The following is a 15,213-nucleotide window of genomic DNA, read 5'->3' as shown; positions in this document are numbered from 1 at the left end:
GCGAGTATGTGTAATGACCAAAAAGCGGCGCTCCGCCCTGACATTTCCGAAAGCCCATCCCCGCACGCTTGGTGCAGGGTTGATGCGCCCGCTGCGCCGCCTGTTTGCCGACCGGTCGGGCAATACGATGATGATTATGGCGATGGCCTTGCTGCCTTTGCTCGGCATGATTGGGGCGGGGATCGATATGGGGCGCGGCTATTTTGCCAAAACCCGGCTCCAGCAAAGCTGTGACGCTGCCGTGCTGGCCGCGCGCCGCGCGCAGGTCGGGACCAGCCTTTCGGATGCCGCCAAAGCCGAAGCCGAACGCTATTTCAATTTCAACTTCAAGCTCAGCGAACCCAATGCGCGCGATGTGTCGTTCGCCGCGACGCAAAATGGCACTGACGAAGTGTTGGGCGTGGCCAAAGCCAAGCTCGACACTTCGCTCATGTATATTTTCGGCTTCACCAATTTCAGCTTTGAAGCCAATTGCGGCGCGCGCATGAATTTGTCGGACACCGATGTGATGTTCGTGCTTGATACGACCGCGTCGATGAATGAAACCAATAGCGGCGATCCGGGACCGCGCATTGCCGGTCTCAAGGTTGCGGTCAAAAGCTTTTTCGCAACGATGGAAGCGGCGCGGCAGACCGATACCAAGGTGCGCTATGGCTTCATGCCCTTTGCCACCAACGTCAATGTCGGCGACTCGTTGAAGCCCGAATGGATGGCCAGAAACTGGGTCTATCCCTCGCGTGTCAGTCTGGAGCGGCAGGAGCAGGCCAGCGACGGCTATCAATGGATTGAAGACCCTGCGGTTCCGGTGCGTTGGACCAATTCGGTCCAGAAAACGCAAACCGAGCTGCCGCCTGAGCAATGTAAGGCACCGGTAGAAAATTATCGCGAAGAATATCGCAACAAGACCCCGGACCGGCTCGAAACCCAGCCGAATGGCGATGTGTGGGCCTATTATGAGGAAGATCTCTATTTCTTTGGCAGCAAATATTCTGTTTGGACCAACAGCAACGGCATATGTGTCGTCCATCGCGATAATTATGACGGCGTGATCAAGCATCGCGGCATCATCCGCAAGCCCGTCAAAGGCGGTCTGAAAACCGTTTATTATTGGGACTATAAAAACATAGATTATGATGTGAGCGGCTTCACCGGCTTTGCCGGAAATAAAGCTGGCCGCGAAACAAAGGTGAGAAGCTGGCCGATCGATACGAACCGCGTCAATCTGGCCGTCAAATGGAATGGCTGTATCGAAGAACGCAAAACCACCCGTTTTGGCGGTGGCCTCATTCCCGCAAATTCCATTCCGTCCGAGGCGCTGGATATGGATATTTCGCTGGTCCCCGACGCCGCGCGCCCGGATAGTTTGTGGGGCCCTGCGCTTCCGCAACTGGTGTTTGCGCGTCACCGCAATGGTGAAGTCGGCACCTATGACAATATGACGACCGACGAGGTCATCACCCAATATCAATATTATGCCAATGCCGCTTATTATAATGACGGCTATTATGCCAACTGCCCGGCCCCAGCCAAAAAGCTGGCCGCGCTGACATCGGGTGCCCTCGATACCTATTTGAACGGACTCACCCTTGGCGGCGACACCTATCCCGATATCGGCCTTTTGTGGGGCGCGCGTTTTCTGGTTGCGGACGGTATTTTTGCTTCCGAAAATGTCGCGGCCGATTCCACCCGCCCGATTGGCCGCCATTTGATCCTGATGACCGACGGTCAGGTGGATACCAAGCATATGAGCTATACCAGCTATAGTCTGGAACAGATTATGCGGCGGCGCACGCCGTATGACACCTATCTCACCGACCAGATGATGAATGATGTTGTGTCGAACCGTTTTGCATTGCTGTGCGAAGCGGCCAAGGCGAAGAACCTCACCATCTGGGTGGTCGCATTCGGCACCACATTGACGCCGCTTTTGGAAAATTGTTCGACCGGCGGGCGCGCTTATCAGGCCCAGAATTCGCGCGAACTGGAAGATGCCTTCAAGGATATTGCCAGCCAGATTGGCGGATTGCGGGTGAGCCGGTGAAGCCTTCATTCTCTATCCCCCGCGCGCTGCGCGGCGACCAAAGCGGGGCCACGGTGGTCGAATTTGCGCTGGTCGCACCGATTGCGCTGCTGCTCATCATGGGAACATTGGAGCTTGGCTATCAGCAATATGTCGCCACTGTCCTCAATGGCGCGATGGATCAGGCAGGGCGCGATTCCGGCCTTGAAAGCGGCCCCGGCGCGGGCGCGCAAATCGACGCGATGGTGACGCAGCGCGTGCGCGATGTCGTCCCCAATGCGCAACTCGTGTTTAACCGGCGCGCTTATGCCGATTTCCGCTCGGTCGGGCGTCCGGAAGACTTTACCGATAACAAGATCGTCAACGGCGTGCGCGATCCGGGCGAATGTTTCATCGATTCGAACAGCAATGGCCGCTGGGACAGTGTGCGCGGCAATGACGGACAAGGCCGTGCCGCCGAAGTCGTCCGATATAAGGTCGATGTCACCTATGACCGGCTGTTCCCGCTTTATGCCTGGCTCGGCTGGAGCAATGCGGTGACATTGCAATCGTCGACCACGATGGTGAACCAGCCTTATGGCCGCCAGACCAAAGCCTCGACCGAGCCGGTTTGCACTTAAGGGATGAATGAGACGCCGATGACAATCCCTGCCCGCATCCTTTCCGTTCCGCACCAGCCCGCGCGGGCTTTGCATCGCCGCGCACGGAAGATGCTCGCGCGCCTCGGTGTGTCCGAACAGGGGCTCGCCTTTATCGAATTCGGGCTTATCCTGCCCTTGTTCCTCCTCCTCTGTTTCGGTGGGCTGGAGCTGGCCAATTATGCGCTGTCGCGCATGGCGGTGAGCAAGATAGCGGTCAATCTTGCCGACAGCGCCTCGCGGCTTGGCGAAGGCAATCCGCTTGCGGGCAAGCAGATTAACGAAGCGATGCTCAACGATGTGCTGGAAGGCGCGATCGCACAGGGCGCATCGCAGGATTTCCAGAACCGCAGCCGCATCATCCTGTCGAGCCTTCAGGTTAATGCGCAAGGCGGGCAATGGATTGCCTGGCAACGCTGTATCGGCGGCAAGACCGGCTATCAATCGACCTTGGGTCGTGAGGGCGATGGCGCGAGCGGCACCGCTTTTGGAGGCATGGGAACCGGCACCACGCAAATCCGCGCAGCGCAAGGCTATGCGGTGATGGTCGCGCAAATCCAGTATCAATATAAGCCGGTCATCGGCTTTTGGAGCGCGCTCAGCGATGCGAATATCCTGTCTTACACCTCGGCCTTTCCGGTGCGTGAAAACCGTGATCTGACAAGGGTGTATCCGGCGGCAGGCGAAGTCTCGCGCACCTGTTCCTGAAGCGCGCCCGCCCGATTCTCGCGCCTTGCCGGACGGGCATTTTCGCGCGATAACAAAGCCTCCCCTATCTCCACAACTGGCCCCACAAGGAGTCTTTCCATGACCCGTCCCTCGTCCATCGACCGCATCATCGACAAGCGCCCGCACGACCTTGGCGGCGGGTTTGAAGTGGGGCGCGTGCTGCCCTTCCATGCGCGGCGGATGGTCGGGCCGTTCACTTTCTTTGACCATATGGGGCCGGTCGATCTCGCCCCCGGCATCCCGCGCCAGCTGGACGTGCGTCCGCATCCGCATATCGGTCTTTCCACCGTCACCTATCTTTATGATGGCGCGATGACCCACCGCGACAGTTTGGGCTATGCGCAGGAAATCAAGCCGGGCGAGGTCAATTGGATGACCGCCGGGAGCGGCATCACCCATAGCGAACGGTTCGAATATGCGCGCGCGCACGGGGCGCATATGCACGGCATACAGGCATGGGTCGCGCTGCCGGTCGAGGATGAGGAAACCGACCCGAGCTTTCACCATCATGAAGGTGCGGATTTGCCGACCTGGGACGAAGCGGGCGTGCGCGGGCGGCTGATTGCGGGGTCCGCTATGGGGATGTCGGCGGCGGTCAAAACCCATTCGCCGCTTTTCTATATCCATTGGGATATGGATACGGGCGCGGGTGCGACGCTCACCGCCGAACATCCCGAACGCGCCATATATGTCGCGCGCGGCAGCGCAGAGGTGGACGGGCATCGCCTGCTCACCGGCCAAATGGCAGTGCTGAACCCCGGCGCCGATGTGCGCGTCGTCGCCGATGATGCGGCCACCGTGATGGCGCTCGGCGGTGAACCGATTGGCGAACGCTTCATGTTCTGGAATTTCGTGTCGTCGTCCAAGGAGCGGCTTGAACAGGCCAAGGAGGATTGGCGGCAAGGCCGGATGAAATTGCCGGTCGGTGATGATGAAGAATATATCCCCTTGCCCGATCCCCGCCCTGAACCGCCCGCGATGAGTTGAACCGCCCCCGCCAAAGGGCCGCACCCACCATATCTTGTGTTGCACGGGTAAAGCGGTAGATTTCTGCCAAAAACACCCTCTTAACTTCGCAAAGTTCGGGCTTATCGCCCTTTTTTGTAGGAGGGTCGTGGCACAAGATATGGGGGTGAAGGTGCGGTTCGGGATGCGCGGCGCGTGGGGCTGCATGACCTGTCCTGTCTAATATGAAAACAGCAGAGGATGGCGCGCGGGTAAAGTGTAGGACAGCGGAGAAAGTACAGGAATGATGCGCTAACTCCTTCCCCCTTGATGGGGGAAGGATATGGAGCCTTATGAGCGTAGCGAATTAGGCGCAGTTGGATGAGGGTGTGTTCTCAGCCAAGCACAGCGTAAGACGGAGAGATCACCCTCATCCAATTCCGCCTAATCTCACTTGCGTTCGATAAGGCTCCATATCCTTCTCCCATCAAGGGAGAAGGAGTGGCGTGCAGCCTTATCGCAACTTCCTACCCGTGACTGCGCCCGAAATCCGGTGCGGCGTCGTCCTGACCCTGCTCGATAATCGAGCGGCGGATTGCGCGGGTGCGGGTGAAGAGGTCGAACAGCGCGTCGCCATCATCCCAGCGGATCGCGCGTTGCAGCGCACTTAAATCCTCGGAAAAGCGTTGCAGCATTTCCAAGACCGCATCCTTATTATTCAAAAATACATCGCGCCACATGGTCGGGTCGGACGCGGCGATGCGGGTGAAATCACGAAAACCCCCTGCGGAATATTTGATGACCTCGCTTTGGGTCACGCTTTCAAGGTCCGAAGCGGTGCCGACAATCGTATAGGCGATAAGGTGCGGTAAATGGCTCGTCACCGCCAGCACCAGATCATGGTGGGCTGCGTCCATTATCTCGACTTCTGCCCCCAGCGCGGTCCAGAAAGACGAAAGCCTTTCAACCGCCACCGGATCGGCTCCGGTGGGCGGCGTTAAGATGCACCAGCGCCCTTTGAACAGCGAGGCAAAGCCCGCTTCCGGCCCGCTATTTTCGGTGCCGGCCACCGGATGCGCGGGGATGATGGTGTGGCCCGGAAGCACAGCCTGCAAGGCGGTCATCACGCTCGCCTTGGACGAGCCAACATCGGACACTACCGCGCCTACGGGCAAGTCCTTGGCGATCGCTGCCGCCGCTTCGCCCATCGCGCCGACGGGGACGCACAGGATCACAAGGTCGGCGTCGATCACCGCCGTGCCGGGCTGGTCGGTCACATCGTCGCACAGGTCAAGGCGGCGCGCGATGTCGCGCACCTCTGCCGACCCGTCATGGCCGGTCAGATGCACGGTCGGCATCGCGGCGCGGATCGCCCGCGCGACAGACGATCCGATCAGGCCCAGCCCGATAATCGCAACCCGCGAAAAAGGGAGCATCGCTTCGCCTTACCCGCCGGTCACAAGGTCGCGGATCGCGGCGGCAACCCCGCGCGTTTCCTCTTCGGTGCCGATGGTGATGCGCAGGCCTTGGCCTAAGCCCTGCCCCGGCAACCAGCGCACAATATAGCCGCGCTGCATCAGGCCATTATAGACGCTTTCCGCCGACACATTGCCTTCAAACAGCACCAGCAGGAAATTGCAGGCCGAAGGCACGACGCGCACACCTTGATTGCCGAGCGCTTCCATTTCCTGCGCCAAAAAGCCCAGCCATTCGGCATTATGCGCGCGGCTGGCATCGACAAAATCATCGTCGCCCAGCGCCGCAACCGCCGCCGCCTGCCCGCAGGTCGTCACATTGAACGGCGCGCGGATGCGGTGCAGCATTGCGATAATATCCGCGCTCGCATAGCCCCAGCCAATGCGTTCGGCGGCCAGCCCGTAAATTTTGGAAAAGGTGCGTGTGACCAGCACATTGGCCGCATTTTCGGCAAGCGCAAGCCCGCCATCCTCTTCTTGCGGCTCCAGATATTCGGCATAGGCCTGATCGAGCACGAACAGGATATCGGGGCGCAATCCGGCATGGAGCCGCGCAATCTCCGCGCGGCTGGCAAGCGTGCCGGTCGGGTTATTGGGGTTGGCGACATAAACAACCTTAGTGCGTTCGGTAACGGCGGCAAGCAGGCCATCGACATCGGTGGCATAGTCTTTGGCCGGGACTTCAATGGGGGTAGCACCGACGCGACGGGTAGCGATTTCATAGACCGCAAAGCCATATTGCATGAACAAGATTTCATCGCCCGGACCAGCAAAGGCGGACGCTGCCATATGCAGCAACTCGTCCGAACCGGTGCCATAGATGATGCGCGCGGGGTCAAGGCCATATTTGGCCGCCAACGCCTCGCGCAGGCCGGATGCGCCGGGGTCGGGATAGCGCGCCAGATCCTGTTCCGCCTCGGCAAACGCCGCGCGCGCTTTCGCGCTGGTGCCAAGCGGATTTTCATTCGCCGACAATTTGATGAGCGCCCGCCCGTCATCCGATTTGGCCTTGCCGGGGACATAAGGCGCAATGTCCTGAATCCATTGCTTGGCCTGAGGCGCGGAAGGGAAGGGAAGGTTGGAGATGCTGTCAGTCATAATGGCTGCGCTGTATCGGATGCAAGCGCGTAGGCAAAGGGGGTTTGTTGGGGGGGGGGAGGAGAGCGCAACATAATCTCCCCTCCCTTCAGGGAGGGGTTGGGGGAGGGCCTGTCAACTATCCAGTCCGCCTCAGCTTAAACCAAAGCCCTCCCCGACTCCGCCTAAGAATTTTCGCTTCGCTTCAAATTCCTAAGGCTCCGTTGCCCCTCCCGCTCGCGGGAGGGGTTCAGCTATTGAAAACCCCCGCCGCCTCCGGATAGAGCTTCTCCAACAACGCCCGCGCCAGCTTGGTCAGTAACGCTTCGGCCTTACCCTCAACCCCCGCATCGCCCTCGCGCGCCTGATGGAGCAGCGCCACAACTTCGCCCTTATGCGCGTCGACCACCGTTGCCACGGCTTCCTGCCAGTAAGCGGGATGTTCGCTTGGTGTATAATCGCCGCGCCCGCGTCCGAAATGGGCGACGGCGAGATAGCGCAGCAGTTCGGCGCGCACCAATCCTGCGAAAAATTCGTCGGACCAACTGACCGACGCGCCATCCTGCCCGCGCACCAGATTATAGCCGCGCGCGAGCGTGCCTGCGCCCAATGCGCCCAATATGCCGCCGACGATCATCCCGCCGCCCAGGGTCAGGCCGCCCGCCGCTACATCGGCGGCAAGCCCGCTCACCGCGCCGGACATCAGACCGCCGAGCATGGCTGCAAAACCTTCATGCGCAGGCTCGCTATTCAGGTAATCCTTGCCCAGCCGTTCGAGCACCTGCCGCGTTGCCTTGCCGGTGAGGCCGTGGAGGCGGATGAGGGCTTCGGTCGATTCGAGTGTGGCGCTTTCCGCCCGTTCGGCGAGTTTCGCCATCGCCGCGCGGGTCTCCGCTTGCCCCTCGCCGCTGCCGCGCAGCATGTCGGTTAGTTGGCCCAATAATTTACGCCCGACCACCGGTTCGCGGTCGCGCGCGGCGGCGATGAGCGCCTTGGCCAGCACCGCCATCGACGCGACAAACCGGTCAAGATTGAGCCGCTGCCACGCGCCGGTCAGCCGGTCCATTGCGGGGCGTTTGTCGGGGGGCAAGAGCGGCGCAATCGCATCGAACAACTGCCCTTCCTGCACCCAGCAGCGCGCAAAAGCGTCCAACGGCATCGCGCCTTTGACCACCGCGAACGGCCGCAGATGCTCCTGCCAGCGCCGCACTTCATCGCCCGTATCGCCGCGCGGCGGGCCCATTTGGTTCAAGAGCAGGATGACCGGCTTGCCGATCCAGTCCAGCACTTCCATTTCGAGCGGCACATAGGCCGCGCCCGCCGGATCCTCCGCCGCATTGACGAGATAGAGGATGATATCGGCATTATCGCGCGCATTTTTGACCGCCTGCTGGCTCGACCATAAGGGCCGCTCTTTCCACCGGTCCCAGACCTGGGTGAGCAGCCAGCCGACCGGATTGCCGCTCATGCGCAGCCGCTTTAGAAGCCGCGACGTATCGCCAAAGCCCGGCGTATCCCACAACATCATCGTGTCGCCGCCCGCCTGCACCAGCACATAGCCGGTCGCGACATCGGTGACATGCGCCGCATCGCGCACCTCGCCGACATCACGGCCCAACAAAGTGCGCGCGAGCGTGGTTTTGCCCGCATTGGTGTGCGAAATCAGGCTGAGATTGACTGTGGTGCCGCCGGGGGCGACCGGCTCCATCATGCTGCCCGTGTCCTTATCCGTCATGACGTCATTCACCGGCGCATCTCCTGCATCGCCGCATCGCGCGCAAAGGCGGCCTCCAGCCGTTTGACGAGCGCATTTTCCTCCTCGCCTTCAAGGTCGGCGGCAAAGACAGGGGCGCCCGCACCGTGCAGCATATCCTCCCATGCCGAGCGGCGGGCAGTGAGGCGCGCATCGCTATCCGATTGCGCGCCCAAACGCGCGCGATAGCTGCTTTCGTCGAGCAAAGCGGCGGTCGAAGTCCCGCTTTTGGCTGTCTTGATCTGCTCCGTGACCCCGCGCGCAAACACCCCGTGATTTTCCGCTTCGGGGGTCGAGGCGAGATTGAACAGCAGCAGATGATGGTCGGTTTCGGGCGCAAAACCTGCACTTTCCAGCCATTCTTCCTCCGCGCCATAATCGACCGCGCTGTCGATTTCGACCCGTGCGCCATCACCAAAAGCCGCGCGGACAAGGCGGGTGAGGCGCGTAATGGTTTCATCGGACGGGCGATAGGCATAGGGCGTGATCCGCACCACGCCTGCGCCGCCTTCGATACTACGCAGCAAGCGCCGCACATAAAAATCCTCGCGCCCCGGCACAGGGAAATGATGCGCGAGCCGCCATGCCTTTGCTGCATTCCAGCTTGCGAGAACCAAGCGCGGGGCGATCACGAACAATGCGGCGCTGGCGGCATAAAGATGGATCCACGGCCCGGCATTTTCGCCGCTGCTGCCTGCGCTCCAACGAAGGTTCGCGATATGCGCTGCATCGGGGAGCGGGACACCGGTGAGGCTGCTCGCAGGCCCCAGCAACAGGCTGATGATGCGATGCACCGCCTCGGGCCCAAGGAAGGTGCTTTCCCATCCGGCGCGATATTCGATGCCGAGCGCGCGCAGATACAGCCCGCCGATGACGCCAACCGCGAACAAAGCCGCGCCCAGATGCAGGGTGCGCGCGCCCCGCGCCGCGGTGAGCTTGGCCGACGCGCTATTCCATTCGCCCAAAAAGCTTGCGAGCGCGCGGCCCATGCCGTCCTGCCTGCGCATCCGGTCAGCGGCGCGGCGAGCAATGCCGCTCACCAGCCGGGCGAGGAAACCTTGCCCTTTGGCTCCACCAGTCACCCCGCCGCGTGCGAGACCTACTATCCCTGCGCCGATTATCCCCAAATAGACCGCAAAATTCCACGCAAACATGCCGACCAGCGGGAAGGCGATGATGTTCATCTGTTTGCTGCTGCCCATTTCATTGCTGGCAAAGCCAACCAGAAGCGCCGCCACCGGCACCAGCCAGCCGAGCCAGCTTGGCCAGCGCGCATAACGCAGCACATCGGCGACGCGCGGATGGCGGGTTTCCAAGCGCACCGCGGCAAATTCGCTACGCCGCGCGAGATAGTCGCGCGTGCCGCCGCTACGCCCCGCCTGATCGGCCTGCGCGCGGTCCTCGCGGGTGAGCAACACGCCATCGCGATCCTCGCTCTCGATACTGCGCACGAGCAGAAATTGACGGGCTTGCGCTTCGTTCACGCTCGACGATACTCCCTATGCGGCGCGGATAATGCCGCACCTAGTGATGCCGTCTCGCACACGCCTGTGCAAGCCGCATGGCAGCATAACGCACAGAGTTTGCATCTTATCCGTGTAGAAGGGGAAATACGGCAATCCTGAGCAGCTTTGCGCAACACTGGATTGCGTCGTCGCTCCGCTCCTCGCAATGACGGGGCGTGGGGATGGATAGGAAAGTCCTAGCCCCCCTACCGCGATTTCACATAGCGGCCCGGCGCATCCTCTATGGCTTTCAATTTGCCCTTACCCGGCACCCTTGCGCCTTGGGCCATGACGGTTTTGTCCGACTGGTCCTTGAGCCAGCCGAGCCAGTGCGGCCACCAGCTTCCTTTGGTTTCTTCAGCCCCCGCGATGAAATCTTCGAGGCTTTCGACCTTCTTCGCATTGGTCCAATATTGATATTTGCCCTGCGACGGCGGGTTGACGACACCCGCAATATGCCCGGACCCTGCGAGCAAAAACGTGATCGGCCCGGTGAAATTATCGGTAATCCGCCACACGCTTTCAGGCGGCGCAATATGGTCCTCGCGGCCTGCTTGGGCATAGGTCGGGGTTTTGACCTTGCTCAAATCCAGACCCACTCCGCAGGCCTGCATCGCGCCGGGCTTGACCAGCTTATTGTCGCGATAGAGGTCGGCGAGATAATCCTTATGCCATTTGATCGGAAGGTTGGTCGTGTCCCCATTCCAGTGGAGCAAATCGAACGGCGGATAATCCTGCCCCAATAGATAATTATTGACCACATAATTCCAGATAAGATCACGGCCGCGAAGCGCATTGAAGGTCGCGGCCATATAGCGGCCATCAAGATAGCCCTCACCCGACATTGCCTCGATCATCCGCATTTGCGCATCATCAATGAAGAGTTTCAAATCGCCCGCCCGCTCAAAATCGACTTGGGCTGTAAAGAAGGTCGCGGATTTGACCTTTTTCTCTTCGCCCTTGGCCGCCAGCACCGCCAGTGTCGCCGCCAAGGTCGTCCCCGCAACGCAATAGCCGATCGCGTGGACCTGCTTCACCCCCAGCCCCTCGCGCACCGTGTCGATCGCGGTCATTTGCGCGGCGATATAATCGTCCCACACCACATCTTTCATGCTGGTGTCCGCTGATTTCCACGACACGACAAAGGTACTGATACCTTGGTCAACGCACCATTTGATAAAGCTTTTTTCGGGGTTGAGGTCGAGAATATAGAAACGGTTGATCCAGGGCGGGAAGATGAGCAGCGGCACATCCAGCACCGTGTCGGTCGTCGGGCTATAATGGACAAGCTGGAACAAGGGCGTTTCGAAAATCACCTTGCCCGGCGTCGCGGCGATATTGCGGCCGACCTCGAACGCATTGGGGTCGGTGTGGGTCATCTGCCCTTTTTTGAGGTCGTTGAGCATATGCTCCAGACCTTTCAAAAGATTTTCGCCGCGCGTTGCGAGCGTGGCTTCGATCACCTGCGGATTGGTGAGCGCGAAGTTGGACGGGCTCATCGCGTCGATAATCCCGCGCGTGGCAAAACGCATCTGTTCCTTGGCTTTGGGGTCAAGGCCATCCACCGCATCGACCGACGCTTCCATCTGCTGCGCGAGCGCCAGATAGGATTGGCGGATAAATTGATAGAGCGGATGGCTCTCCCATGCTTCATGGGCAAAGCGGCGGTCGCGCGCGGCGGGCTTTTTATCGGCGGATTCTTCGGCAGCGGGCGTGTCCCCGTTGAGGCCTGCGGTCGCGGTTGCGGCCATATGCTGCCACATTTTGACGCTGTCCGCCCAAAAGCTTGACGCGCTTTCCATCCATTGCGCCGGATCGGTCGCCGCGCCGGTATCGACCGTAAGGCTCTTTGGCGGGGTGAAGGCGGCTATCGCCTGTTGCCATTTGCCGGGGCTCATCCATTCGGCCATCAGCGCCTGCGCCTTTTCCGGCGTATAGGTGCTGAGCGTATATTCCATCAGCATTTGCTGCGCGCGGCCCATGACCGAAGTCCAGTGCTGCATATCTTCCAGCGAAGGAAGCGGGGGCATTTCGGGCGTGTCGGTCATGATGGTCCTCGAATGGGGGAAGTATAGGGCAGGCGTCAGGCGGGCTTAGCGGGCGGTGCAGCGCGCCGCGCCGGTGCGGCGATAACCCGATTCATAGGTCGGCATATTGCCCGACCGTTCAACATATTCATAACCGTCGCCCAGCGTCAGATGGAAGGCCCGGTCGTTGGTGATGAGTCTATAAGTATTGATGCCGAGTTTCTTTTTGGCATTGCCCCAGCGGCCATGCCCCTTCAAATTGTCGGCATTGCGGTTTTTGGCGAGGAAGCGGAACAGCACCGGACCGCAGCGGCCTTGGTCATTGACGCTGACGCCGCAAAAATCCTTGCCGCACGGGGCAATGTCGATGGTCTTATAATCGCGCCCGCGTGCCGAAAAGCGCGCGCCGGGATCATCGACCGTCCAGCGGCCATAATGGACACTGGTGGAAGACGGATTGGCAAGCGCAATATCGCTGCCGACCAGCGCCATCAGCGCAACCGCGATGGCCCCCGACCGCATAGCAAAAGCGCGCATCGACTTGTTCATCGACACGCGCATCGACAAAGCCGAAACAGGATGGGATAAGATGTTCATGGCGACTTCCGCTCCTTCAGGGTCACGCCGCTGGCCGGGCCAACGTCTTGCGACCTTTGTGATTCTGGTCCTGCTTACCCTATATCTAATCCTTGTTGCGGCAAAGGGTCTTGGCGCGGCTTTCGATCAGGATGATTTTCCCGAACCCCTGCTCATCAAGATGGAGGCGATGCCGCTCCTCTTTCCCGTGCATATGGTGACGGGGGCGCTGGTGCTCCTGATGGTGCCGCTTACCTATGCGCTGCGGCGGCGACCCGCGCATCGCTGGGCGGGCGGAGTGACGGCGGCGCTGGTGCTGGTGTCGGGCCTGACCGCCCTGCCGGTCGCGCTTTTCGAGCCGGTGACCTTATGGTCGGGTGCAGGCTTTGCCGCGCAAGCCGTCACATGGCTTAGCCTGCTCGGCCTTGGCCTCTATCATCTGTGGAAAAAACAGTATCGCGCGCATCGCTATTATATGTTGCTGATGGCGGCGGTGACGATGGGCGCGGTGGTGTTCCGCATCGGCCTTGCGCTCTGGGCCGCCTTTGGCCGGGCGCGCGATTATCACCTTGTTTATTCGCTCGATGCCTGGGCCGGATGGATGTTGCCCTTATGTGTCATGATAATGGTTTTGCAACGCCCCAAAGTGCGATAAGGCTGCGCTCCCGCCGCTTCCGGCGCTTACCCACAGGAAAGGTCCCATGTCCGAAGAATTTTACCGCATCAAGCGACTCCCGCCCTATGTCATCGCCGAAGTTAATGCGATGCGCGCGGCGGCCCGTGCGCGCGGTGAGGACATTATCGACCTTGGCATGGGCAACCCCGATCTGCCGCCGCCGCCGCATGTGATCGAAAAATTATGCGAAGTGGCGCGCAATCCCAACGCGCATGGCTATTCGCAATCCAAAGGGATTCCGGGCCTCAGAAAAGCACAAGCCGGCTATTATGCGCGCCGGTTCGGCGTCGATCTCGACCCCGAAAGCGAAGTGGTTGTGACGATGGGGTCCAAGGAAGGGCTGTCGAGCCTTGCCACCGCCATCACCGGCCCCGGCGATGTGATCCTTGCGCCCAATCCGAGCTATCCGATCCACACCTTCGGCTTCATCATTGCGGGCGCGACCATCCGCGCGGTGCCGACGACGCCGGATGAAAATTACTGGGCCTCGCTCGACCGCGCGATGGCCTTCACCGTGCCGCGCCCGTCGGTCCTCATCGTCAACTATCCGTCCAACCCCACCGCCGAAGTGGTGGATCTGGCTTTTTATGAACGGCTGGTTGCGTGGGCGAAGGAAAATAAGGTGTGGGTCATTTCCGACCTTGCCTATTCCGAACTTTATTATGACGGCAATCCGACGCCCTCCATCCTGCAGGTGAAGGGCGCGAAGGATGTCGCGGTCGAATTCACCTCCATGTCGAAAACCTATTCGATGGCCGGGTGGCGCATGGGCTTTGCGGTGGGGAATAAACAGCTCATCGCCGCGCTCACCCGCGTCAAATCCTATCTCGATTATGGCGCGTTCACGCCGGTGCAGGCTGCCGCCGTCGCCGCCATCAACGGCCCTCAGGATATTGTCGAGGCGAACCGCAATCTCTACCAGAAGCGCCGCGATGTGCTGGTCGAAAGCTTTGGCCGCGCCGGATGGGATATTCCTCCGTCCAAAGCCTCGATGTTCTGCTGGGCGCCCTTGCCGCCAGCCTTGAAACATATGGGCAGCCTTGAATTTTCAAAACAGCTTATCCAGCACGCCGGTGTCGCGGTCGCGGCGGGCGTCGGCTATGGCGAAGAGGGCGAAGGCTTTGTCCGCATCGCGATGGTCGAAAATGAACAGCGCATCCGTCAGGCCGCGCGCAATGTGAAACGCTATTTGCAATCCATGGGCGTCAATTCCGCAGCCGTTCCGGCGGCGGTTGGCGACGGCAAATAATATAGCGCCCCCTGCCGATGAGCCCGATCCCCGACCTTCCCAGCCTCACCACCGTATCGCAAGCCATCCAGCTTGCGATTGCGCCGGTCTTTTTGCTGGCGGGGATCGGCGCGTTCCTGAATGTATGCGTGGCGCGCCTCGCCCGCATTATCGACCGCGCGCGCATCGTTGAAGAAATGGTGTTCAACAGCGTCGCGGGCCCCGCCCATGACCGCCATGTGTGGGAGATTAACCGGCTCGACAAGCGGATGCGCGTCGTCAACAGCGCGATTTTCCTCACCGTCGCGAGCGCGGTATCGGTGTGCGCGGTAGTGTGTATGATGTTCCTCGCGGTCCTCATCGAACCCCCGCTCGGCCCCGCCATCGCGATCCTGTTCATTATCGCCATGCTGCTGATTACGGCTGCCTTTGCGACCTTCCTGCACGAAGTCCGCCTCGCCGCCAAAACCATCCGCGTGCGCCAGGAAGTGCTGACGCATCGGTTTGAGGAGGAATGAAGCCGGACGATTTGGTCGCCGTCTAACATCCTCCCCTCAAAAGGGA

General features: G+C 60.6%; 13 protein-coding genes. 7 read left to right on the top strand and 6 right to left on the bottom strand.

Features of this window, described 5'->3' with window-relative positions; genetic code table 11:
- The first annotated feature begins 13 nt into the window (after positions 1-13).
- The 4 genes from DMP17_RS10060 (at position 14) to DMP17_RS10045 (ending at position 4,374) form a co-directional block, all read left to right on the top strand.
- Positions 14-2,041, top strand: a complete 2,028-nt coding sequence (locus DMP17_RS10060; RefSeq protein ID WP_337828945.1) for a pilus assembly protein — start codon at positions 14-16, stop codon at positions 2,039-2,041.
- Positions 2,038-2,640: a TadE/TadG family type IV pilus assembly protein gene (locus tag DMP17_RS10055; protein ID WP_337828944.1), complete on the top strand. Its 603-nt coding sequence runs from the start codon at positions 2,038-2,040 to the stop codon at positions 2,638-2,640. Before DMP17_RS10060 ends, DMP17_RS10055 begins: the two co-directional genes overlap by 4 nt.
- 3 nt (positions 2,641-2,643) lie before the next feature.
- The gene (locus DMP17_RS10050; protein ID WP_337828943.1) at positions 2,644-3,366 is read left to right on the top strand and encodes a TadE/TadG family type IV pilus assembly protein; all 723 of its coding nucleotides are present in this window, start codon (positions 2,644-2,646) and stop codon (positions 3,364-3,366) included.
- A gap of 99 nt (positions 3,367-3,465) precedes the next feature.
- Complete coding sequence (locus DMP17_RS10045; protein WP_337828942.1) at positions 3,466-4,374, top strand: pirin family protein; 909 nt, start codon at positions 3,466-3,468, stop codon at positions 4,372-4,374.
- A 485-nt stretch (positions 4,375-4,859) separates the two neighbouring features.
- On the opposite strand, the gene DMP17_RS10040 is transcribed toward DMP17_RS10045, so the two are convergent.
- The 6 genes from DMP17_RS10040 to DMP17_RS10015 form a co-directional block, all read right to left on the bottom strand.
- A complete protein-coding gene (locus DMP17_RS10040; protein ID WP_337828941.1) occupies positions 4,860-5,768 on the bottom strand; it encodes a prephenate/arogenate dehydrogenase family protein in 909 nt (302 codons plus the stop codon).
- Positions 5,769-5,777: 9 nt separating this feature from the next.
- Positions 5,778-6,905 carry a histidinol-phosphate transaminase gene (hisC, locus tag DMP17_RS10035; RefSeq protein ID WP_337828940.1) on the bottom strand — a complete coding sequence of 376 codons (1,128 nt, stop codon included), beginning with the start codon at positions 6,903-6,905 and terminating at the stop codon, positions 5,778-5,780.
- Between the two features lie 229 nt (positions 6,906-7,134).
- Positions 7,135-8,631: a DUF3482 domain-containing protein gene (locus DMP17_RS10030; protein ID WP_337828939.1), complete on the bottom strand. Its 1,497-nt coding sequence runs from the start codon at positions 8,629-8,631 to the stop codon at positions 7,135-7,137.
- Positions 8,628-10,121: a DUF2868 domain-containing protein gene (locus tag DMP17_RS10025; RefSeq protein WP_337828938.1), complete on the bottom strand. Its 1,494-nt coding sequence runs from the start codon at positions 10,119-10,121 to the stop codon at positions 8,628-8,630. The genes DMP17_RS10030 and DMP17_RS10025 overlap by 4 nt, the downstream gene beginning before the upstream one ends.
- 227 nt (positions 10,122-10,348) lie before the next feature.
- Entirely contained in the window at positions 10,349-12,190 is a 1,842-nt protein-coding gene (locus tag DMP17_RS10020; RefSeq protein WP_337828937.1) for a PHA/PHB synthase family protein, read from the bottom strand.
- Positions 12,191-12,235: 45 nt separating this feature from the next.
- Positions 12,236-12,766, bottom strand: coding sequence for a hypothetical protein (locus DMP17_RS10015; RefSeq protein WP_337828936.1), 531 nt, complete (start codon positions 12,764-12,766; stop codon positions 12,236-12,238).
- Here DMP17_RS10015 and DMP17_RS10010 point away from each other — a divergent pair.
- From DMP17_RS10010 to DMP17_RS10000, 3 genes are read left to right on the top strand one after another with little or no spacing between them, the layout of a single operon-like run.
- On the top strand, positions 12,759-13,400 hold the full coding sequence (locus DMP17_RS10010; RefSeq protein WP_337828935.1) for a DUF2306 domain-containing protein: 642 nt from the start codon (positions 12,759-12,761) through the stop codon (positions 13,398-13,400). The genes DMP17_RS10015 and DMP17_RS10010 overlap by 8 nt on opposite strands.
- A 46-nt stretch (positions 13,401-13,446) precedes the next feature.
- The gene (locus tag DMP17_RS10005; RefSeq protein ID WP_337828934.1) at positions 13,447-14,670 is read left to right on the top strand and encodes an LL-diaminopimelate aminotransferase; all 1,224 of its coding nucleotides are present in this window, start codon (positions 13,447-13,449) and stop codon (positions 14,668-14,670) included.
- Positions 14,671-14,687: 17 nt separating this feature from the next.
- Positions 14,688-15,167 (top strand): DUF2721 domain-containing protein, encoded by a 480-nt coding sequence (locus tag DMP17_RS10000; RefSeq protein ID WP_337828933.1) that lies wholly within the window; start codon positions 14,688-14,690, stop codon positions 15,165-15,167.
- Positions 15,168-15,213: the final 46 nt, after the last annotated feature.

This window comes from Pseudonocardia sp. TMWB2A (assembly GCF_017312135.1).
The sequence above is the reverse complement of the archived record's forward strand: the minus strand, read 5'-3'. Positions and strand labels throughout refer to the sequence as shown.